This is a genomic window from Streptomyces sp. NBC_01232 (genome assembly GCF_035989885.1).
Classification (GTDB): Bacteria; Actinomycetota; Actinomycetes; order Streptomycetales; family Streptomycetaceae; genus Streptomyces.
This window is the reverse complement of record NZ_CP108518.1, coordinates 1,679,626-1,701,289: the sequence shown is the minus strand read 5'-3', so window position 1 is coordinate 1,701,289 and position 21,664 is coordinate 1,679,626. Positions and strand designations below refer to the sequence as shown.

Below are 21,664 nucleotides of genomic sequence, written 5' to 3'. Positions count from 1 at the left end.
CCACCCGTACGTACACCCCACCATCCACGCACACCCACGAACCACCGAGGAGCAGAGCTGTGAGCGGCAAGGGCGCACCCGAACTGAGCGTGAAGAACTGCGGAGACCTCCGAGTCGCCGTGATCGCGGCCCAGTGGCACGAGAAGGTCATGGACGGACTGGTCGACGGCGCCCTGCGCGCCCTGCACGAGCTGGGCATCGACGAGCCCACCCTGCTCCGGGTCCCGGGAAGCTTCGAGCTCCCGGTCGTGGCGAAGGTACTGGCGGGTCGCGGCTACGATGCCATCGTCGCCCTCGGAGTGGTCATCCGCGGCGGCACCCCGCACTTCGACTACGTCTGCCAGGGCGTCACCCAGGGCCTGGTACAGGTGTCGATCGACACCGGAGTCCCCGTCGGCTTCGGAGTACTGACCTGCGACAACGACGAGCAGGCGCTGGACCGCGCCGGCCTCGAGGGGTCGAACGAGGACAAGGGGCACGAAGCGGTCACCGCCGCCGTCTCCACGGCCATGACCCTGCGGACCGTCAGCGAACCCTGGCGCTGAGTGGCGACGGGGAACCCCGTATTCTGAGGACCATCATGGCGAACGAACCCTCCAAGACCTTCGAAGAGCTCTTCACCGAGCTCCAGCACAAGGCCGCCAACGGCGACCCCGCTACCTCCCGCACCGCCGAGCTCGTCCACAAGGGCGTCCATGCCATCGGCAAGAAGGTCGTCGAGGAGGCCGCAGAGGTCTGGATGGCCGCCGAGTACGAGGGCAAGGAAGCCGCCGCCGAGGAGATCTCACAGCTGCTCTACCACGTCCAGGTGATGATGGTGGCGCGCGGGATCTCCCTCGACGACGTCTACGCCCACCTCTGAGTCCCGGCACGCACACCCGCCCGTAAACCCGTAATCCACGCACCAAAGGAAGCCCCATGCTGCGCATCGCCGTCCCCAACAAGGGTTCACTCTCCGGACCGGCGTCGGCGATGCTCCATGAGGCCGGCTACCGGATGCGCAAGGAGTCCAAGGAGCTCGTGGTCGTCGACCCCGAGAACGAGGTGGAGTTCTTCTACCTCCGCCCCAAGGACATCGCGATCTACGTCTCCTCGGGCAAGCTCGACATCGGCATCACCGGCCGTGACCTGCTGCTCGACTCCGGCGCCAGCGCCGAGGAGATCCTCCCGCTGAACTTCGGGCGCTCCACCTTCCGCTACGCCACCACCCCCGGCACGGCGAAGGGCCCCGAGGACTTCAGCGGCATGACGATCGCGACCTCGTACGAGGGAATCGTCGCCAAGCACCTCGCCGAGAAGGGCATCGACGCGTCCGTCGTGCACCTCGACGGCGCGGTCGAGACCGCCATCCAGCTCGGCGTCGCCCAGATCATCGCGGACGTCGTCGAGACCGGCACCAGCCTGCGCAACGCGGGCCTCGAGGTCATCGGCGAGCCGATCCTCACCTCCGAGGCCGTCGTCATCCGCGGCAACGGCGCCGACGCCGACGACCCGCAGGTCCAGCAGTTCCTGCGCCGCCTGCAGGGCGTCCTCGTCGCCCGCAGCTACGTGATGATGGACTACGACTGCCGCGCCGAGCACCTGGAGCGCGCGGTCGCCCTCACCCCGGGCCTGGAGTCGCCGACCGTCTCCCCGCTGCACAACGAGGGCTGGGTCGCGGTCCGCGCGATGGTCCCCGCCAAGGAAGCCCAGCGGATCATGGACGACCTGTACGAGCTCGGCGCGCGCGCGATCCTCACCACCTCGATCCACGCCTGCCGCCTCTAGGTCCCGGCGTACCGCACCGGTACGCCGCCCACCGACCCGCACGCCACCTCCAGAAGGCAACGCACCATGGCCGAGTCCGCCGCCCAGCCCGTCACGCCCACCCTGCCGGTCACTTTCCGGCCGACCCGCACCCGGGTCGTCCTGCTGGGCGTCGGCCTCGCCATGTTCACCACCATCACGGCGATCGCCGTGATGCTGGAGAAGCTCAGCCCCGGCGAGCGGATCAGCTTCGTCTTCACCGCCGTCCTGCTGAGCTCCGTACTCGTCCTGCTCAGCCGCCCCAAGGTCGTCGCCGACGAGACCGGCGTCACGGTCGTCAACCTGACCACCACCCGGCGCCTGGAGTGGGCCCAGATCCTGCGGGTCAACCTCCGCCCCGGCGACCCGTGGGTGTTCCTGGACCTCAGCGACGGCACCAGCCTGCCCGCCCTCGGCATCCAGCCGGGCGTCGCCAAGCAGCAGGCCATCGGCGACGCCCGCGCCCTGCGCGCGCTGGCCGAGGCCCGCGGAACGGGCGGACACGACCACTGAGTCGGCCGATCCTCGTCGCCGCGTACCGTTGCGGCCGGGATCTCAATGACTACCCTGGTGGCGGGGCGCAGCTGTGCGCCCTCCCACCGGCCCCGGGACCTCGTGGCCCGTGGGCACCTGCGACTTGAGGAGTGACTCCCTCCAGCAATGGACGGATCGTCCGGTAGTACCCGCGCCGCCCTCCCCCCGGAGGCGGCGGCATGACCATCCCGCTACTCCTGCTCGCGGCGGCCTTCGCCCTCATCCTCGCCAACGGATTCTTCGTGGCCGCCGAATTCGGCCTCGTCACCGTGGAGCGACCCGAGGCCGAGCGCGCCGCAGCCGACGGTGACCGCCGTGCCCGTACGGTGGTCAAGGCCCTGCGGGAGCTGTCCTTCCAGCTCTCCGGCACCCAGCTCGGCATCACCATCACCTCCCTCGTGGTCGGCATGCTCGCCGAGCCGGCCCTCGCCGCACTGCTGGCCGGGCCGCTCGCCGCGACGGGCCTCCCGAAGGGAGCCGTCCCCGGCGTCGCCGTCGTCATCGGCATGCTGCTCGCCTCCGCCGTCCAGATGGTCGTCGGCGAGCTCGTACCGAAGAACTGGGCGGTCTCCCGGCCGCTCCAGGTCGCCCGCTTCGTCGCCGGCCCCCAGCACGCCTTCTCCCGCGTCTTCCGTCCGGTCATCGCCGGACTCAACGCCGTGGCCAACCGCCTCGTGCGGGCGCTCGGCGTGGAACCGACCGAGGAGATGGCCTCCGCCCGGACCCCCGGCGAACTGCTCTCCCTGGTCCGCCATTCGGCCCAGGCCGGCGCCCTGGAACAGGACACCGCCGACCTCTTCGTACGGACCCTCTCGCTGGGCGATCTCACGGCCCAGCACGTCATGACCCCGCGGGTGAAGGTCAGCGCCCTGATGCACACGGCCACCGCGGCCGACGTGCTCAACCTGACCCGGGCCACCGGCCTGTCCCGCTTCCCGGTCTACCGCGACCGCATCGACGAGATCACCGGCGTGGTCCACCTCAAGGACGCCCTCGCCGTGCCCGAGCGGGAACGCGACCGCACCTCCGTGAGCCGGATCTGCGTCGCCCCGCTGCTGGTGCCCGGCTCCCTGCCGGTGCAGCCGCTGCTGGAGCGCCTGCGCAGCGAGCAGCCGATGGCCGTGGTCGTCGACGAGTACGGCGGCACCGCCGGTGTCGTCACGCTGGAGGACATCGTGGAGGAGCTCGTCGGCGAGGTCCGCGACGAGCACGACTTCGCCGAGGACGAGACCCCCGAACTGGCCGCTGTCGCGGCCGAGGACGGCCGCCCCTCCTGGGAGGCCGACGGCAGCTGCCGCGTGCAGACCCTGCGCCGGATAGGCCTGGAAGTGCCCGAAGGACCGTACGAGACCGTCGCCGGCCTCGTCGCCGACCTCCTCGGCCGGATCCCCGCCCCCGGGGACCGTGCGGAGCTGCCCGGCTGGAAGCTCTCCGTCCGCCGCGTCGGCCGCAACCGCGCGGAACGCGTCCGGCTGGTCCGGCTGACGGCGGTGCCCGCGGCCGCCGCCCACCGGCCCGCCTCGGCGGCCGACGGCGCCGCCGTGCTCGAACCGCAGCGGGCCGAGCTGGAAGGCGCCGCCCGATGAACGCGCTCCAGCTCCTCTTCGCCCTGCTCCTGGTCCTCGCCAACGGCTTCTTCGTCGGCGCCGAGTTCGCGCTCGTCTCCGTACGCCGCAGCCAGATCGAGCCCCTCGCGGCCGAGTCCAAACGGGCCCGCCAGGTGCTCCACGGCCTGGAGAACCTGCCCCGCATGATGGCCGCGGCGCAGTTCGGCATCACCATGTGCTCGCTCACCCTCGGCGCGGTCGCCGAGCCCACCGTGGCCCGGCTGCTGGAGCCCGTCTTCCACGCCGTCCACGTACCGCAGGGGCTGATCCACCCGCTGGGCTACGCCTTCGCGCTCAGCGCCGTGGTCTTCCTGCACCTGGTCATCGGCGAGATGGTGCCGAAGAACCTGGCCATGGCCGCCCCCGAGAAGACCGCCCTGTGGTTCAGCCCCGGCCTGGTCGCCTTCGCCCGCCTGTGCGGGCCGGTCACCACCGCGCTCGGCGCCTGCGCCAAGCTCGTCCTGAAGCTCTTCAAGGTGGAGCCCAAGGACGAGGTCGAGGCCGTCTACACCTCCGCCCAGCTGGGCCGCCTCCTCAAGGACTCCCGGCAGGCCGGGCTCCTGGAACCGGTCGAGCAGGAGCGTCTGGAGGACGCACTGGAACTGGGCAGCCGCCCCGTCACCGACGTCCTCCTCGGCCCGGACCGCCTGGTCACGGTCGGCCCCTCGGTGACCCCGCGCCAGATCGAGCAGCTCACGGTGCGCACCGGGTACTCCCGGTTCCCCGTCCGCGCGGAGAGCGGCGCCTTCATGGGCTACCTGCACGTCAAGGACGTACTGGACCTGGAGGACCGGGAGCGGGCCGTACCCCAGCGGGTCTGGCGCCGGATGACCACACTGTGCGCCACGGTCCCGCTGGACGACGCCCTCGGCGTCATGCGCCGGGACGCCACGCACCTGGCGCAGGTGGCGGACGCGGGGGGCCGGGTCCTCGGCCTGGTCGCCCTGGAGGACGTCCTGGAAATGCTGGTGGGCGAGGTCCGGGACCCGGCCCACCGCTCGTACGTCCGCGGCGCCTAGCCGGCCGGAAGCTCCCGGGGCCGAGCCCCGGGAGCTTCCGGCCCGCCGGCAATCGGGGTGCGGCCCCGGGCTACAGCGTCGGCGGGTCCGGGCGTTCCTGGGGTCCGCGGCCCGACAGGACCTCCCCGTACGCCTGCATCAGGTCCGGCAGCCGGAGGGTGGCCAGGTCGTCCCGCGACGGCTCACCGGCGAAGCCCGCCAGCCGCAGATCCCGGTACGCGCAGCTCTTCTCGTACAGGGTCCGCAGGAAACGCCCGTTGCCGAGCTCGTCGATCCAGCCCTGCTCCACCACATGAGCGCTGATGCTGCGCAGCTCCTCCAGCGCCTCCTCGTCCCAGTGGTCCCCGTTCGCGTCCGCCAGCACCCCGCCGATCGCGGTCAGCTCCGGCGGCCGGTAGCTGGGGAAGTCCACGCGGGTGGTGAAGCGCGAGGACAGCCCCGGATTGGCGGCCAGCAGCCGGTCCATCCCGGCCGGGTAACCCGCGAGGATCACCACCAGGTGGTCCCGGTTGTCCTCGGCCCGCTTCAGCAGCACCTGCAGGGCCTCGTCGCCGTACGCGTCGCCCTTGCTGTAGCCCGAGTTCGACAGCGAATACGCCTCGTCCACGAACAGCACCCCGCCGATCGCCGAATCGATCAGCTCGTTCGCCTTCACCGCGGTCTGCCCGAGGAACTCGCCCACGAGGTCCGCCCGCTGGGCCTCCACCAGATGGTCGCCGCCCAGCAGGCCCAGCGCGTAGAAGACCCGGCCCAGGATCCGCGCCACCGTCGTCTTGCCCGTACCGGAGGGCCCGGAGAACACGAAGTGCCGCTTCGGCGGCTGCACCGGCAGTCCCTGCCCGGCCCTCAGCCGCGCCATGTGCAACTGCGCGGACAGCGCCTTCACCTGCCGCTTCACCGGCTCCAGGCCCACCATCCGCTCCAGCTCCGCCAGAGCATCGGCGAGCGCCGCAGGGTCCGCCGGCCCGGCCGGCAACCCCTCGGGCGTGCCCTGCGGCGGCACGGGCACCTTGCGCCGCGCGCCCTCCACCCGTCCCGCCGGGGGAGTGGGCGGAGTCAGCGGATCGGGCTCCACCTGGCCGTCCGCCGCGATGTCCTGGACGGGCCCGCCGCCCAGCGCGACCGCCGCGAAGTCCCCGCCCGCGGGGGACGGGCCGTGCCCGCCGAGGGCCCCGTACCCGGCATACCCGGCCAGGCCCGCCAGATCGGCCATGCCGTCCGTGTCGTCGCCGTCCTCGATGGCCGTCAGCCGGGCCGCGGTGTCCATGAACGCGGGATCCACCCGGTGCACCGCCCGGTACAGCGGCAGGGCCGCCGCGGTGCGCCCGGTGCCCTCCCGGGCCCGCGCCAGCCAGTACCGCAGCTCCTTGCGCTGGGGCTGCTCGCTGCGACAGCGCATCAGCGCCGCCGCCAGCATCGGCTCCGCCTGCCCGTACATCTCCAGCCGGACCCGCGCCATCCCGCCGAACAGCCCGGCCTCGATGCCCAGCAGCGGATCGTTCACCAGCGGCTCGGTCTGGCGGACCAGCTGCTCCCAGTCCTTGACCAGATAGGCCCGGCAGGCGTGCAGGAACCGTACCTGGGCGTCGGTGTCCACCGGCGGCAGTGCGGCCAATGCCTGGTCCAGCTCGGGCACATGGCGGCCGTCGAGCCAGTGCGAGGCGTGGGCGAGGAGCAGATCGCGCCGGCTCTCCAGAACCGGCTGCACCCACCAGCCCAGCCAGTACCAGGAGTTCAGCGTCCGCCCGTGCCGGGCGCGCTGCTCGCCGAACCGGTCCCGGTGGGCGTACATCCGGAGTAACGCGTTGCCGGTGTCGACCCGGAGCGCGTGCAGTCCCAGCCATGCGTCGGCCATGGAGGGGTCGAGTCGTACGGCCGCCCGGAACTCCTCCTCGGCCTGCGGATAGGCGCCCATGGTGCAGGCGTCGACCCCGCGCAGCCAGGCGAGTTCGGCCGGGGCGTGCATGCTGCCCGGCGTGCCGAAATCCATCACGTCCCCCACAAGCCTGCCCCCGTGGTGCGCGGCAACCTCCGTGACGAGCACATGAGTTGCCCACTGCGCCGATGAAATCAGGGCTGCATCGTACCTGCGGTCACGCACCTTACGTAGGGCGCGACAAGGCCTGTTCCGGCGTGCGCCCCCGGGCCGCTCGGTGACTCAGGGTGAAGATTCGGGGTGGACCGGCCCCGCGCGAAGCCGCCGTGGAGGGGGTTCGCGGGCAGAACGAAGCCCCCGATCACGGGGGAACAACCGGGGGCTTCGGATCCGCGGCGGCCTGTAAAGGCCTCGCATTGAGAACGTAAGGCCGCCGCGGGCCCCGGGTCAAGCGGGTCCGGTCGAGGCCCGGCGGAGGTGATGCGAGGGGGCGTTCAGGCCCGGGGGAGGTCGTCACTCCCGGTGATGAAAGGGGAGGTTCCTGCCGTCGCTCGGGCCCCGGAAGACCACTCGTATCCCGTACCGCTCTGGCGTACCAGGGTGTCGGCGAAGGGGCGCGAAGGGTCATTGGAGAAGTGCGCGCGCTCCGCGCGCTCCCATCCGTCCCAGAAGTCGGAAAGTTCACGCCCGTCCCGGTTTCGCCCCCGTTGCCAGGACTGCTCGCAGGGCGTCTCCATCCACAGCAGCCGCGCCAGACGGGGGCGCAGCGCCCGCCGTCCGGCCCCGACACCCTCGACCAGCAGCACGGGTGCCGGGTCCAGCACCCGCTCCGGCCCGAACCGGCGCGCCACCCAGTCGTACGGGGCCCAGTGCGCGGGCCGTCCCGCGGCGAGCGGCTCCAGCACCTGCGCGCGCAGCCGCTGCTCCCAGCCGAACAGCTCCTCATGGGTCGCCACGTCATCGAGGTGAAGGACGGGCGCCCCCAGCACCTCGGCGAGCCGCCCCGCGAAGGTGCTCTTCCCGGACCCGGCGTGCCCGTCGATCCCGATCAGGCGCACCGGACCGAGGGAGGGCGGCAGGGCCGCGAGCTCCCGCGCGAGTGACTCAAGCGACTGCTGCGGCTCCACCCGACCAGCCTAGACAAGCCCGACACGACCCGTGGCTTCGGGTCGCCGCCGCCGGGAACTGGAAGGGTGATGCCACCAAAGCGCCACCGAAGTGCCGACCCACCCTGGGGGAACACGCGATGACCGAAGCCACGCCGCGCAGGGCCGTACTCGTCGCCGCGCTCGCGGTCGCCACCGCGGCCACCGCCGCCACCGTCTCCGGCGGCAGCGCCTCGGCGGCGACCCCGCCCACCCCGCCCACCCCTCCCGCCCCGCGGGCCCCGGGCCGCACCGTCGACAACCGCTTCTGGTACTCCTACGCCCACTGGCTCGCCGGCACCCACCGCGGCACGATCGCCGTCGGCGGCTCCCGCCCCGGCCTGGAGATCGCCGCGGCCGTCGGCCGCACCGAGTACGCCGACCCGCACACCGGGAAGAAGAGCACCTGGGAGTACGCCACCTGGACCTCCCCGGTGCACCACTCCACCGTCCCGGCCACCGAGGCCATCGCCTCCTGGAACGCCCGCACCCCGGCCGGCACCTGGATCCAGATCGAACTGCGAGGCACCTACACCGACGGCACGGCCACCCCCTGGTACGTGATGGGCCGCTGGGCCTCCGGCGACGGCGACATCCGCCGCACCTCGGTGGACGGCCAGTCCGACGGACGGTCCACCGTCTGGACCGACACCCTGGCCCTCGACGCGGGAGCCGCGACCGCCGGCCTGCGGCTCGCGGCCTGGCAGCTGCGGTTCACCCTCCACCGCAGGCCCGGCGCCGAGCGCGGACCCACCGTCCGCCTCGCGGGCGCCATGGTCTCCGACGTCCCGGACCGCTTCACCGTCCCTGCCTCCACCCCCTCCGCCCGCACCGCCCACGAGCTGAAGGTCCCGCGCTACTCGCAGGAGGTCCACGCGGGCCAGTACCCCGAGTACGACAACGGCGGCGAGGCCTGGTGCAGCCCCACCTCCTCCCAGATGATCATCGAGTACTGGGGCGGCAGGGCCGACGCCACCGCGCTGACCTGGGTGAACCCGGATTACGCCGACCCGCAGATCTGCCACGCGGCCCGTTCCACGTACGACGCCGCCTACAAGGGCTGCGGCAACTGGCCCTTCAACGCCGCCTACGCCGGCACCTACCGCGATCTGGCCGGAGTCGTCACCCGCCTCACCTCCCTGACCGACCTGGAGACCCTGGTCCGGGCCGGCATCCCGGTGATCACCTCCCAGTCCTTCCGTCCGGACGAGCTCACGGGCGCGGGCTACGGCACCGCAGGCCACCTGATGACCGTCATCGGCTTCACCGCCGCCGGGGACGTGATCGCCAATGACCCCAACTCGCCCGACAACCCCGCCGTGCGCCGCGTCTACCGGCGCTCCGAATGGGAGAACATCTGGCTGCGCACCCAGCGGGTGGGAGTCTCCGGAAAGGTCACCTCGGGTTCCGGGGGCGTCTGTTACCTCTACGCCCCGGCCCTCCCGAGCCGGGCGCAGGTCCGCGCGCTGCGGGCGGTGGGGGTGTTGTGAGAGGGCCGCGAATTTGCCCGTTGACCAAGCGGCACGGGTAAGCGGAACATAGTGGGGTAAATGGCACATAAAGGCTTCTCAGTAGGAGGCGGCCCGCCATGACCACCCATCCCAGCATCGAGCACCACCCGGACCTCGCCGAGATGCGCACTCGGTTCGAGCGGGTGACCACGACTCCCGCCGCGCAGGCCGTCGAAGCACTCGCCCTGATCACGGGCCTGTACCTGGCTGCCTCGCCGTGGATCGCAGGATTCAGCGGCCTCACCCCGCTGGCCATCAACAACCTGATCGCCGGCCTCGCCTTCTGCCTGTGCATGAGCGGTCTGGGTTCCGCCTACGAGCGCACCCACGCGATGGCGTGGACGGCGGTCGCCCTCGGTGCGTGGACGATCATCGCCCCGTGGGCCATCGCCGGAGAGATGGACACGACCCGAACGGTGGTCAGCAACGTGATCGCCGGAGGCGTCGCACTGTGCCTCGGCCTCGCGATGGCGGGTATGGCGGGCCGGAACCGCGAGACCCGCGTCTGACCGGGCGTCGGAGAGAACGCCGGACCGGGGTGCCGGGCATCCGCGCCGGACACCGGGCACCGGACGAGGAGCGCGCCGGGTCCCTGCCGAAGAGGCCGGGGCCCGGCCGCATGCCGTCCGGACCTGTCCATTTATGTCTGCGTTTGCGTGATGCATGCCACCCATGACGTCCCTACCGCGAAAGCCGCGAACGCTGGCACATTGGACGCCATGACTGCCGACAGCGCCGCCCCGACCGCCGCCCCCCGGAACCTCGTCCGCACCGGAGGCCCCAAGGACGACTCCGCCTGGCTGGAGCACGTGCTCGGCTGGACCCTCGTGGTCGTCGTCGCCATGTTCGTCACCCAGGTCGGCTGGCTCTGAGACCCTCCCGGCCGCAGGCCGCGAGGCCCCCGGCCGCAGCCCGTCGCCGACGATCACCACCGAGGCGCAGGCCGACCACCACCGGCGGCGCGGCACCCAGGTCTGCCATACTGCGGGCTTCCTGTGGCAGTTCGAGGCTAGGGTCGAATTTGAATAATAGTCAACAGCGCGGAGCGACCGTTCGATCCCAGGTGCGCAAGGCCGAACTCATAGCGACCGGGCGCAAATTGTTCGCCGACACCTCGTACGACGCGCTCTCCATGGACGACATCGCCAAACACGCGGGCGTCGCCAAAGGGCTGATCTACTACTACTTCACCAACAAACGCGGCTACTACCTCGCCATCGTCGAGGACTCCGTCGCCGAGCTCGTCGCCCGGGCCGGCGGCGACACCGACCTCCCCAACGCCGAGCGCGTCCGCCGCACCATCGACGGCTACCTGTACTACGCCGAGCACCACCGCGCCGCCTACCGCACGATCGTCACCGGCGGCGTCGGATCCGACGCCGAGGTGCTCGCCATCCGCGACGCCGTCCGCGAGGAGCTCGTCGCCACCATCGCCGAGGGCGCGTACGGGCACCGGGCCCTCCCTCCCCTCGCCCGGCTCGCCCTCGTCGGCTGGCTCTCCGGCGTCGAGGGGGCCACCCTGGACTGGATCGGCGCACTGGATGCCCCGGACCAGCCCGACCGTGCCGTGCTCGGGGCCCTGCTGGTGCGCCAGCTGCGCGCGACACTGATGGTGATCGAGGAGTTCGTCCCGGAGTGTCCGGCACCTCCCGTTCCCGAAGGACCGTTCGGTCAGCTCGGTGATCTTGCCCCGGTGACGGGAAGCCCCTGATCGGGCATACTCAAGCCGCCGCAGCCTCTGAACAGCCCCTTCCGTGATCCGGGAGGGCAACATCGGCTGTGGGAGAACCGAGACCCGGCGCCGCGTCCCACACCTCACGCGTCGCCGCCGTGCCCGACCAGGGAGGAGAGCGCCGCCATGACAGACCGCGCCCCGCAGACGGTGGACCGACAGCTGCCCACCGAGGAGTCCCGGGACCTCCTCGCCCTCGTACGCGAGATCGCGCAGCGGGAGATCCGCCCCAAGGCAGCCGAGGAGGAGGACTCCGGCCGCTTCCCGCGGGAGGTCTTCACCCTGCTCTCGGAGGCCGGACTGCTCGGTCTCCCGTACCCCGGGGAATTCGGCGGCGGTGAGCAGCCCTACGAGGTCTACCTCCAGGTCCTGGAGGAGCTCGCCGCGGCCCGCCTGACCGTCGGGCTCGGAGTCAGCGTGCACTCCCTCGCCTGCCACGGCCTCGCCGGCTACGGCACCAAGGAGCAGCAGAGCGCCCACCTGCCCGAGATGCTCGGCGGCGGCCTCCTGGGCGCCTACTGCCTCTCCGAGCCGGCCGCCGGCTCCGACGCGGCCTCGCTCACCACCAAGGCGGTGCGCGACGGCGACGACTGGATCATCACCGGCACCAAGGCCTGGATCACCCACGGCGGAGTCGCCGACTTCTACACCGTCCTCGCGCGGACCGGCGCCGCGGGCCCCAAGGGCATCACGGCCTTCCTGGTCCCCGGGGACGTGGAGGGCCTGACCTCGGCCGTGCCCGAGAAGAAGATGGGCATGAAGGGCTCGCCCACCGCCCAGCTGCACTTCGACGGCGTACGCGTCCCCGACGCCCGCCGCATCGGCGAGGAGGGGCAGGGCTTCACCATCGCCCTGGCCGCCCTGGACGCCGGCCGGCTGGGCATCGCGGCCTGCGCCATCGGCGTGGCCCAGGCCGCGCTGGACGAGGCACTGGCGTACGCCCTGGACCGCAAGCAGTTCGGACACCCGATCGCGGACTTCCAGGGGCTGCGCTTCATGCTGGCCGACATGGCCACCAAGATCGAGGCGGGCCGGGCGCTGTACCTCGCGGCGGCGCGGCTGCGCGACGCGGGCAAGCCGTTCTCCCGCCAGGCGGCCATGGCGAAGCTGTTCTGCACGGACGCGGCGATGTCGGTCACCACGGACGCGGTGCAGGTCCTGGGCGGCTACGGCTACACGGCGGACTTCCCCGTCGAGCGGCTGATGCGCGAGGCGAAGGTGCTCCAGATCGTCGAGGGCACCAACCAGATCCAGCGCATGGTCATCGCCCGCCACCTGGCGGGCCCGGAGACGCGCTGACCTCGGTCAGTACAGCCCGCTGCTGCTGGTGGGCCACACCGGGGAGGACGTGAGCCGCGACCACTCCGGGTCACGCCGGCCGGGCAGAGTCCGGCCGGCGTCCGCCCATCGCGCCAGCAGATCGCGATAGATCGGCGGATCGGGAGCCTGCTGCGGCTGCTCACGCGGACGCTGAACCGATTCTTCGAAACCCGGCGTCACCGGGCGACGCCTTCGGCCCGTTGAAGACTGAAGCATGGTCATACCCGGCCAACGCGGAACCGAAGGGCCGGGTAATCGCCCCCGGGGTGCGGCTATCCGTTCGAGATGTCGCCGGGGGGCGGGGTGGGGGCGGGGGCGGGCGGAGCGCGGCGGTGAGGCGCGGCAGGGGCTCCGGGGGCGGGATCTTGCTTGACCGGCATCGGAGATGCGTATGGGGGTTTCCCGTCAGTCTCATCGTCTCTCCGTGTCGGGCCGGCCCCTCAAGGGCGCTCCTTCGTCGCGTCGCTACGCGATGGCCTGCGGCCACCCTTGACCGACCGTCCCGCCCCGGACATACGAAGACTGTCGGGAAGCCCCCAAAAGAACGAGCCGGTCCGAGCTTCCAAGGACGGGGCGGCCGGAGAAGCCCTGCCCGGTCGGGCGCGAAAGGGCACCTTCCCGAGGCGGGGCCCATCCGGACCAGGGCCCGGGTCGGGGGAAGCGCGTCCAATCGCTACGCGCTCCCCACGTCTCAGCGTCCGACCACCGCCCTGGGCTGGACATAGGCCGCCCACGGCCTCGGTTCCTCTGTCGAGATGCGTCCGGCGACCGTCTGGAGCCCGGCATAAGCCGCCTCAGATCGCTACGCGCTTCTCCTGGACTGCGACCGGCGGCCGGCAAGGCCTGATGCCTCGGCTATTCCGTCGTGGATCCGGGTCAGTGCACAAGTGACACCACAAACCCATCTCCAAACAGGGGCAATTGGGGCAAACGGTCGGCGATTCGAGCGGTCCGCTCTCGCTGACCCCACTCCACGACGAAATAGCCGCTGTTAGGCGTTTTTCCACCCCGGACAGCCCTCAGACGCCCTCCATGAGGGGCAGTGGGGCGTCTTGGGCGGCCTATGTCCAGCCCAAGACGGTCGTCGGACGCTGAGAGATGAGGAGCGCGTAGCGATTGGACGCGCCCACCGACCCGGCCGGTATTGCGCATGGGCCCCGCCTCGGGAAGAAGCCTCACCCCCGACCGGGCAGGGCATCTCCGACCACCCCGCCCCTGTCTTGATAGCCCGGCCCGTTCCTTTGGGGGCTTCCCGACAGTCTTCGTATGTCCGGGGCGGGACGGTCGGTCAAGGGTGGCCGCAGGCCATCGCGTAGCGACGCGACCGTAGGGAGCGCCCTTGAGGGGCCGGCCCGACACGGAGAGACGATGAGACTGACGGGAAACCCCCATACACATCTCTGATGCCGGTCAGGCGAGATCCCGCGCACCGGAGCCCCTGCCGCGCCCTCCGTCGCCGCCCGCCCGCTCCCGCCCCCGGCACACCGCGCCGTCCTGTCAACGCGTGCCAGAAGTCTGGCCCCGGGCCCCATTTCTGACGTACCGTCATATCCGCTTGAGCCGCCCCCCGCAGCCCGCCTCGCAGCCCGCCCCGCAGCTCGTCACCCTGCTCGCCCGAGCCGTCCGTCCCGGAGGTCCGCCATGCCCGTCGACCGGCCCGTCGCCCTCGACGAATACCCCATCCACCAGGCACCCTTGTCGATGAAGCACCTCGTCAGCGGTGACCGGAACGCCTACGACCGCTGCATCTTCCACGTCTTCGACCACGCCGGCCGCGCCGTCCTGATCCTCGGCCTCGGCGTCTACCCCAACGCCGGGGTCATCGACGCCTACGCCACCCTCCGCATCGGCGACGAGCTCCTCGCCGTCCGGGCCTCCGACGCACTCACCGACGACCGGATGAACCTCTCGGTCGGGCCCCTGTCCATCACCGTCGACGTGCCGCTCAAGAAGCTCACGCTGCGCTGCGCCCCCGATCCGGCAGACCCGCACGGGCTCTCGTACGACATCACCTGGACCGCCGAGTTCCCTGCCGTCTGGGAGCCGCACCACATCCAGCGGCGCGGTGACCGCCTCATGCTGGAAGGGCGCCGCTTCGTCCAGGCCGGCCAGGTCGCCGGCACCATACGGGCCAAGGGTGAGGAGTTCGCCCTCGCGCCGGGGGAGTGGACCGGTACCCGCGACCGGAGTTGGGGCGTGCGGCCGATTCCCGGCGAGGAGGGCGGGCGCGCGGCCGAGGAACACCGTCCCGAGGGCTTCCACTGGCTGTGGGTCCCGGTCCGTTTCGAGGACCGCTTCCTCATGGTCATCGCCCAGGAGGACGCCGACGGCCACCGCACTCTGAACGAAGCCGTGCAGGTCTTTCCCGACGGCAGCGGCCGGGGCGACGTCCAACTCGGCTGGCCGCACACCGAGATCCGCTACCGGCCCGGCGGCCGTCACCCCGAGAGCGCGGTCATCCACCTCACCGACCCCTCCCGCAAGCCCCTGGAACTGGGAGTGGAGATCCTCAACTCCTCCCCGCTCGCCGTCGGCGCCGGCTACCCGCCAGCCGGTGACTGGCAGCACGGCACCTGGCAGGGCCGGGGCTGGACCGACCGTCGCATCTACGACCTCTCCGACCCCGCGGCCCATCCGATGGCCGCCTTCGGGGTGACCGACCACTCGGCCCGCTTCACCCTCGACGGGCAGATCGGCCACGGCATCTTCGAGCACGGCAGCTTCGGCCGCCACGACCCGAGCGGCTTCGCCGACTACTCCTCCGTCGCCCAGTAGGCCGGTCAAGCCGGTCAGGACCAGTACGAAAGGGGCTCACCCCATGGCCACTGCACCACGTCCGCGTACCTCCACCCGGGAGCCCGAGGAGCTCGGCCGCCGTCTCGCCGCCTGGCTGGACACCAGGCTCCCCGGCGCGAAGGTCACCAACGTCTCCGTCCCCGGGTCCAACGGGATGTCGAGCGAGACCCTGCTCTTCGACATAGAGCACCCCGACACCCCGCTCCGCGCCTGCGCGCTGCGGCTCGCCGCCGACCCGGCCGCCTACACCGTCTTCCCGACGTACGACATGCCGCGCCAGCACCGCGTGATGAGCCTGGTCGCCGAGCACACGGACCTGCCCGTTCCGCGCGTGCAGTGGCTGGAGGCGGATCCGGGGCCGCTGGGGGCACCGTTCTTCGTGATGGCCCGTGCGGAGGGCCGGGTCCCGCCCGACGTGATGCCCTACACCTACGAGGGCAACTGGCTGCACGCCGCCACCGACGCCGAGCGCGCCGTCCTGCAGGAGGCGAGCATCTCGCTGCTCGCGCGCCTGCACGACCAGTTCCCGGCCAAGGAGGCCGAGTTCCTCCTTCCGGAGGGCGAGGGCACACCCCTGCGCCGGCACGTGGACTCCCAACGCGCCTACTACTCCTGGGTAGTGGGCGGACTCGCGCCCTCCCCGCTCATCGAGCGGGCGTTCGCCCGCCTGGAGGAGCTGTGGCCGCGGGAGGAGGGCCCCGCCGTCCTCAACTGGGGGGACGCCCGCATCGGCAATGTCATTTACGACGGGTTCACGCCGGTGGCCGTGCTGGACTGGGAGATGGCGGCGTACGCGCCGCGCGAGGTGGACCTGGGCTGGACCGTCTACCTGCACCGGTTCTTCCAGGACCTCACCGTCGGCTTCGGCCAGCCCGGCCTGCCGGACTTCCTGCGCCGCGAGGACCTGGAGTGCAGGTACGCCGAACTCACCGGGCACACTCCGCAGGACATGGAGTTCCACACCCTCTACGCGGCCCTGCGCCACGGGATCGTGATGCTGCGCATCGCCTACCGGCAGGCGCACTTCGGTGAGGTCGAGGTCCCGGCGGATCCGGACAGCCTGATCCTGCACCACGCCAGCCTGGCCGCCATGGTGCAGGGGACGTACTGGTAGGGGAGCAGGGAGAGGGAGCAGGGGACGGTGCAGCGGTAGGGGAGCCGGGCGCCAGGCGGCCGTCAGGCCGCCTGGGCGTGCTGCTGCTGCGTCTGCGGTCGCGGCAGCACGGGGCTCACCACGCGGACGGGGCGCGAGCCGGGGCCGCCGACGTGCGAGAAGGGCTGCGTCCGCCAGTCCAGACCCTGGGGCAGGGCCGACAGGACGACCGGTTCCGGCTCCTGCGCCTCCACCGGCTGGATCATGCCGACGGTGGGCAGCGCGTCGGTGGCGGGCCGCCCGGTGCCCGCACAGACGGTGAGGCCGAAGGGGTTCCACGGGGTCAGGCACAGGGCGTGCTGCGGCAGGTACTCCTCGTCCGCGACGAGGGCGATCGACTGGCCGCAGTCGGGGCAGATCGCGTGGTGGATCTCGAACCCCTCGGCTTCGTCGAGGTACTCGCCGTCCGCGCCGTCGTCCGGGTACGTGCCGTTCCCGTGATCGTGCAGTTCCAGGGGCTCCGGTTCGGTGCGACCGGCGCGCTTGGTATTCAGCATGGATGTACTCCCCCTTGGATGGGCCGGGCGGGCAGGTTCTTCGGCCTCGGCCACAGCAACCAATTCCCGTCGAGCGTCACGAGTAACCACAACAGACAGGCCTCCACCTGCATACCCCTGTGGCCTTGGTCACATGCCTGGCGCAGATGCCTCCAGTGGGCGGACAGCACTGGGCCTGAAGCGCCCTTGGGCCGTAAGTTGAGCGGCTATGAGCGCAATGGAGGAGCTGGACCGCCAGATCGTTGATCTGCTCGTGCGGGACGGGCGGATGAGCTACACGGATCTGGGCAAGGCCACGGGACTGTCCACGTCGGCAGTCCATCAGCGAGTACGACGTCTGGAGCAGCGCGGGGTGATCCGCGGCTACGCGGCCGTGGTCGATCCGGAGGCCGTCGGCCTGCCGCTGACCGCGTTCATCTCGGTGAAGCCCTTCGACCCGAGCGCCCCGGACGACATCGCCGACCGGCTCGCCGGGGTTCCCGAGATCGAGGCCTGCCACAGCGTCGCGGGCGACGAGAACTACATCCTGAAGGTGCGCGTCGCCACCCCCCTGGAGCTGGAAGACCTCCTGGGCCGGCTCCGCGCCCTCGCCCACGTCTCGACGCGTACGACGGTCGTCCTCTCCACCCCCTACGAGGCCCGCCCGCCCCGCGTCTGAGCGGGGACCCGGTGGTCGGGGCGGGACGGGCGACGCGGGACACTGGTCGGCATGACTGACCGCACCGCCCACTCCGCCGATGCCGCCGGAGCACCGACCAGGACCGTCCTCCTCCGCGGGGGCGAGGTCCACAGCCCCGCCGACCCCTTCGCCACCGCGATGGTGGTCGAGCGCGGCCGTATCGCCTGGGTGGGTTCCGAGGGCGCTGCCGACGCCTTCGCGCAGGGCGTGGACGAGGTCGTCGACCTCGGCGGGGCTCTCGTCACGCCCGCCTTCACCGACGCCCACGTCCACACCACCTCCGCGGGCCTGGCCCTGACCGGGCTGGACCTCACCGGAGCGCGTTCCCTGTCCGCCGCGCTGGACCTCGTACGGGCGTACGCCGCGTGCAGGCCGGCCGACCGGGTGCTCCTCGGGCACGGCTGGGACGCGGCCCGCTGGCCCGAGCGCCGCGCGCCGCACCGCGCCGAGCTCGACGAGGCCACCGGCGGCCGCCCGCTCTACCTCAGCCGCGTCGACGTGCACTCGGCCGTGGTCACCACCGCCCTGCTCGCCCTCGTACCCGGCGTACGGCCCGACGGCGACCGGCCGCTGACCGCCGACGACCACCACGCCGTGCGGCGGGCCGCGCTGGCCGCGGTCACCCCCGCCCAGCGGACCGAGGCCCAGCGGGCCGCCCTCGACCGGGCCGCCTCCCTCGGCATCGGCTCCGTGCACGAGTGCGGCGGGCCCGAGATCTCCTCCGCCGAGGACTTCACGGGGCTGCTGACCCTGGCCGCCGAGCGGCCCGGGCCGCGCGTCTTCGGGTACTGGGCCGACCGGGACCTCGCACTGGCCAGGGAGCTCGGAGCCGTCGGAGCGGCCGGCGACCTGTTCGTCGACGGTGCCCTCGGCTCGCACACCGCCTGCCTCCACGCCCCGTATGCGGACGCCGCGCACACCGGTACCGAGTACCTCGACGTGCACGCCGTCACCGAACACGTGGCCGTCTGCACGGAGGAGGGCCTGCAGGCCGGTTTCCACGCCATCGGCGACGCCGCGGTCACCGCCGTCGTCGAGGGGGTCCGGGCGGCCGCGGAGAAGGTGGGCCTGGCCCGCGTCCGCGCCGCCCGGCACCGTGTGGAGCACGCGGAGATGATGACCCCCGCCACCATCGCCGCCTTCGCGGAGCTCGGGCTCACCGCCTCCGTGCAGCCCGCGTTCGACGCGGCCTGGGGCGGCGAGGGCGGCATGTACGCGGACCGGCTCGGCGTCGAGCGCGCCCGCACCCTGAACCCGTACGCGGCCATGCTCAAGGCCGGTGTCCCGCTGGCCTTCGGCTCGGACGCGCCGGTCACCCCGCTCGACCCGTGGGGCACGGTCCGCGCGGCCGCCTTCCACCGGACGCCCGAGCACCGGATCTCCGTACGGGCCGCCTTCACCGCCCACACGCGGGGCGGCTGGCGGGCCCTGGGCCGCGACGACGCGGGCGTCCTCGTGCCCGGCGCGCCGGCCGACTACGCGGTCTGGCAGACGGGTGACCTGGTCGTACAGGCCCCCGACGACCGGGTCGCCCGCTGGTCCACCGACCCCCGCTCGGGCACCCCCGGACTGCCCGATCTGACCCCCGGATCCGACCTGCCGGTGTGCCTCGCCACCGTCGTCGGCGGGCGGGAGGTATTCGTACGCCCACAGGGGTGATCCGGCGGGCCTCGGTTCGGTACGGGCGGTCGGACCCGGATAGGTTCGGCCGGGTCCACCACAGGATGTCCGTGCCGGACGACTCCGTCTGCGCAGCGCGCCCGCGCCTCGGGGGCGAGGGAAGGTTTCGCCGGGCGGCGGGTGGCCCCGGATCGGGGCCGCGCGGTCCAGTAGACAACGGTCATGGCGGCCCGCAGCCAGCGGGCGTCCGACCGGCCCGAAGGACCGCGGGCCCCGATCCCTGTTCTAAAGTCATCCTCTGCGACCAGACGTACAGGACGTGCAAGCGCACAAAAGGGGACTCAGTGAGCGACGGCGGACAGCGGGCCTACGGGCCGCTCGGTACGGCCTTGGTGATCATTCCGACCTACAACGAGGCGGAGAACATCGGGCTGATCGTCGGGCGCGTCCGCGCGGCGGTTCCCGAGGCACACATCCTGGTCGCCGACGACAACAGCCCCGATGGCACCGGCAAGCTTGCCGACGAGCTCGCGATCGGCGACGACCACGTCCACGTCCTGCACCGCAAGGGCAAGGAGGGGCTCGGCGCCGCCTACCTGGCGGGCTTCCTCTGGGCCCTGGACGCCGGCTACGGCGTGATCGTCGAGATGGACGCCGACGGTTCCCACCAGCCGGAGGAGCTGCCCCGCCTGCTCACCGCCCTGGCCGGCGCGGACCTGGTCCTCGGCTCCCGCTGGGTTCCGGGCGGCCGCGTCGTCAACTGGCCCAAGAGCCGGGAGTTCCTCTCGCGCGGCGGGTCCACGTACTCCCGGCTGATGCTGAACGTCCCGATCCGGGACGTCACCGGCGGCTACCGCGCCTTCCGCCGCGAGACCCTGGAGGGCCTGGGCCTGGACGAGGTGGCCTCGGCGGGCTACTGCTTCCAGGTCGACCTGGCCCGCAGGGCCGTGAAGAAGGGTTTCCGCGTGGTGGAGGTGCCCATCACCTTCGTCGAGCGTGAGTTCGGCGACAGCAAGATGAGCAAGGACATCGTGGTGGAGGCCCTGTGGCGGGTCACCCAGTGGGGCATCAAGGCCCAGGCGTCCCGGCTGCTGGGCCGGGAGAGCGGCAAGGAGACCGGCGGGGCCTGATCCCGCCCGAGGGCGCGGGCCCGATCCGCCCGCGGACGGGGTCTGGTCCGCCGAGGACCCCTTAGGGGATGTCCGGTACCTCCGGCTGAGGCCGCTTTTACTCGGCCCCAGGCACACTGGGTGGTATGACGACCGGTATTTCCACGGCCCCCCGGCGGCGCTCGCCCGCCCGTACGTTCCTCCCCCTGGCCATCGCCGCCTGGCTGATCCTGGAGATCTGGCTGCTCATCGTGGTCGCCGAGGCGGCGGGCGGGCTCGCCGTGGCCGCGCTGCTGGCGGGCGGCATGGTCCTGGGCGCGGTGGTCATCAAGCGGGCCGGACGGCGAGCCTTCAAGAACCTGGCGGGCACCTTCCAGCAGGCCCAGCAGGGGCAGCAGCCCACCCCGCAGCAGCCCGGCCAGGGCAATGGCCTGACCATGCTGGCGGGCCTGCTCCTGATGATGCCGGGCCTGATCTCCGACGCGGCGGGCCTGGTCCTGCTGCTCCCGCCCGTCCGGGGCTGGATCGGCCGCAGGGCCGCCCGCTCGCTGGAGCGGAAGATGGCCTCGGCCTCCGCCGGCAGCTTCGGCGACGCCTTCCAGCAGGCCCGCATCCACTACCCCGACGGCAAGGTCGTCCAGGGCGAGGTCATCCGCGAGGACCGGCCGGGGCAGCAGGACGGCCCGGACGCGGCGTACCGCCCTCCGCTGGCTCCGTAGGCCGGGATCCGCCGCTCGCACGGGGCCGTGCGGGCGGCGCAGGCCTGCACGGCCCCGTGCGGCCGCCCGGTCCCTGCAGATCCGTGGAAAAGCCGAGGGGCCCCGCCACACAGTGTGTGGCGGGGCCCCTCGGCTTGTGTATCCGTCCGGCTGTCAGGCGGACTTGCGGCTGTCCCGCGGATGCACGGCAATGTTCATGGCGCCGGAACGCAGGACTGCAAGCCTTTCGGCCAGCACTTCCTCCAGCTCCTCGCGGGTGCGTCGCTCCATGAGCATGTCCCAGTGCGTTCGCGCAGGCTTGCCCTTCTTCTCTTCGGGCCCATCCCCGTCCACCAGGAGTGCCATGGCGCCGCACGCCTTGCACTCCCACTCCGGCGGAATTTCTGCCTCAACCGAGAACGGCATCTCAAATCGATGTCCGTTCTGGCATGCGTACTCCACCGCCTGGCGCGGGGCCAGATCGATGCCGCGGTCCGTCTCGTAGCTGGTAACCACGAGGCGCGTACCGCGGAGAGCTCGCTCACTCATGAATCGTGCCTCCCGGGCTTGTCGCCCACAGGAC

The 21,664-nt window shown here is 72.1% G+C and carries 21 protein-coding genes; 17 read left to right on the top strand and 4 right to left on the bottom strand.

Going from position 1 to position 21,664, the window contains the following annotated elements; all coding sequences use genetic code 11:
- Positions 1-59 precede the first annotated feature (59 nt).
- The 6 genes from ribH to OG444_RS07960 all read left to right on the top strand — a co-directional run bounded on the left by ribH (position 60) and on the right by OG444_RS07960 (position 4,945).
- Complete coding sequence (gene ribH / locus OG444_RS07985) at positions 60-545, top strand: 6,7-dimethyl-8-ribityllumazine synthase (protein ID WP_007262951.1); 486 nt, start codon at positions 60-62, stop codon at positions 543-545.
- A gap of 35 nt (positions 546-580) precedes the next feature.
- Positions 581-862, top strand: coding sequence for a phosphoribosyl-ATP diphosphatase (locus OG444_RS07980; RefSeq protein WP_327261486.1), 282 nt, complete (start codon positions 581-583; stop codon positions 860-862).
- Between the two features lie 56 nt (positions 863-918).
- Entirely contained in the window at positions 919-1,767 is an 849-nt protein-coding gene (hisG, locus tag OG444_RS07975) for an ATP phosphoribosyltransferase (protein ID WP_327261484.1), read from the top strand.
- 66 nt (positions 1,768-1,833) lie between these two features.
- Positions 1,834-2,298 (top strand): PH domain-containing protein, encoded by a 465-nt coding sequence (locus OG444_RS07970; RefSeq protein WP_327261483.1) that lies wholly within the window; start codon positions 1,834-1,836, stop codon positions 2,296-2,298.
- A gap of 200 nt (positions 2,299-2,498) precedes the next feature.
- On the top strand, positions 2,499-3,905 hold the full coding sequence (locus tag OG444_RS07965) for a hemolysin family protein (RefSeq protein WP_327261482.1): 1,407 nt from the start codon (positions 2,499-2,501) through the stop codon (positions 3,903-3,905).
- On the top strand, positions 3,902-4,945 hold the full coding sequence (locus OG444_RS07960; RefSeq protein WP_327261481.1) for a hemolysin family protein: 1,044 nt from the start codon (positions 3,902-3,904) through the stop codon (positions 4,943-4,945). Before OG444_RS07965 ends, OG444_RS07960 begins: the two co-directional genes overlap by 4 nt.
- Before the next feature lie 70 nt (positions 4,946-5,015).
- On the opposite strand, the gene OG444_RS07955 is transcribed toward OG444_RS07960, so the two are convergent.
- Positions 5,016-6,935 (bottom strand): AAA family ATPase, encoded by a 1,920-nt coding sequence (locus tag OG444_RS07955; protein WP_327261480.1) that lies wholly within the window; start codon positions 6,933-6,935, stop codon positions 5,016-5,018.
- Positions 6,936-7,315: 380 nt separating this feature from the next.
- Positions 7,316-7,948, bottom strand: coding sequence for a uridine kinase family protein (locus OG444_RS07950; protein WP_327261479.1), 633 nt, complete (start codon positions 7,946-7,948; stop codon positions 7,316-7,318).
- Positions 7,949-8,067: 119 nt separating this feature from the next.
- Between OG444_RS07950 and OG444_RS07945 the strand changes: the two genes are divergently transcribed.
- The 7 genes from OG444_RS07945 to OG444_RS07915 all read left to right on the top strand — a co-directional run bounded on the left by OG444_RS07945 (position 8,068) and on the right by OG444_RS07915 (position 16,439).
- A complete protein-coding gene (locus OG444_RS07945; RefSeq protein WP_327261478.1) occupies positions 8,068-9,456 on the top strand; it encodes a peptidase C39 family protein in 1,389 nt (462 codons plus the stop codon).
- A gap of 98 nt (positions 9,457-9,554) precedes the next feature.
- On the top strand, positions 9,555-9,986 hold the full coding sequence (locus tag OG444_RS07940; protein WP_327261477.1) for an SPW repeat protein: 432 nt from the start codon (positions 9,555-9,557) through the stop codon (positions 9,984-9,986).
- 210 nt (positions 9,987-10,196) lie between these two features.
- The gene (locus tag OG444_RS07935) at positions 10,197-10,349 is read left to right on the top strand and encodes an SCO1431 family membrane protein (RefSeq protein ID WP_327261476.1); all 153 of its coding nucleotides are present in this window, start codon (positions 10,197-10,199) and stop codon (positions 10,347-10,349) included.
- 149 nt (positions 10,350-10,498) lie between these two features.
- On the top strand, positions 10,499-11,188 hold the full coding sequence (locus tag OG444_RS07930; RefSeq protein WP_327261475.1) for a TetR/AcrR family transcriptional regulator: 690 nt from the start codon (positions 10,499-10,501) through the stop codon (positions 11,186-11,188).
- Between the two features lie 147 nt (positions 11,189-11,335).
- Positions 11,336-12,508, top strand: a complete 1,173-nt coding sequence (locus tag OG444_RS07925) for an acyl-CoA dehydrogenase (protein WP_327261474.1) — start codon at positions 11,336-11,338, stop codon at positions 12,506-12,508.
- A gap of 1,662 nt (positions 12,509-14,170) precedes the next feature.
- Positions 14,171-15,304: a hypothetical protein gene (locus OG444_RS07920; protein ID WP_327261473.1), complete on the top strand. Its 1,134-nt coding sequence runs from the start codon at positions 14,171-14,173 to the stop codon at positions 15,302-15,304.
- A 43-nt stretch (positions 15,305-15,347) separates the two neighbouring features.
- The gene (locus OG444_RS07915) at positions 15,348-16,439 is read left to right on the top strand and encodes a phosphotransferase family protein (RefSeq protein WP_327261472.1); all 1,092 of its coding nucleotides are present in this window, start codon (positions 15,348-15,350) and stop codon (positions 16,437-16,439) included.
- 62 nt (positions 16,440-16,501) lie between these two features.
- On the opposite strand, the gene OG444_RS07910 is transcribed toward OG444_RS07915, so the two are convergent.
- The gene (locus OG444_RS07910; RefSeq protein WP_327261471.1) at positions 16,502-16,975 is read right to left on the bottom strand and encodes a hypothetical protein; all 474 of its coding nucleotides are present in this window, start codon (positions 16,973-16,975) and stop codon (positions 16,502-16,504) included.
- 217 nt (positions 16,976-17,192) lie between these two features.
- Between OG444_RS07910 and OG444_RS07905 the strand changes: the two genes are divergently transcribed.
- The 4 genes from OG444_RS07905 (at position 17,193) to fxsA (ending at position 21,102) form a co-directional block, all read left to right on the top strand.
- A complete protein-coding gene (locus OG444_RS07905) occupies positions 17,193-17,633 on the top strand; it encodes an Lrp/AsnC family transcriptional regulator (protein ID WP_030011705.1) in 441 nt (146 codons plus the stop codon).
- A 51-nt stretch (positions 17,634-17,684) separates the two neighbouring features.
- Complete coding sequence (locus OG444_RS07900) at positions 17,685-19,313, top strand: amidohydrolase (protein ID WP_327261470.1); 1,629 nt, start codon at positions 17,685-17,687, stop codon at positions 19,311-19,313.
- 305 nt (positions 19,314-19,618) lie between these two features.
- On the top strand, positions 19,619-20,404 hold the full coding sequence (locus tag OG444_RS07895; protein WP_327261469.1) for a polyprenol monophosphomannose synthase: 786 nt from the start codon (positions 19,619-19,621) through the stop codon (positions 20,402-20,404).
- Between the two features lie 125 nt (positions 20,405-20,529).
- A complete protein-coding gene (fxsA, locus tag OG444_RS07890; RefSeq protein ID WP_327261468.1) occupies positions 20,530-21,102 on the top strand; it encodes an FxsA family membrane protein in 573 nt (190 codons plus the stop codon).
- 153 nt (positions 21,103-21,255) lie between these two features.
- Here fxsA and OG444_RS07885 read toward each other — a convergent pair whose 3' ends face one another.
- Positions 21,256-21,630 carry an RNA polymerase-binding protein RbpA gene (locus tag OG444_RS07885; RefSeq protein ID WP_007262928.1) on the bottom strand — a complete coding sequence of 125 codons (375 nt, stop codon included), beginning with the start codon at positions 21,628-21,630 and terminating at the stop codon, positions 21,256-21,258.
- Positions 21,631-21,664: the final 34 nt, after the last annotated feature.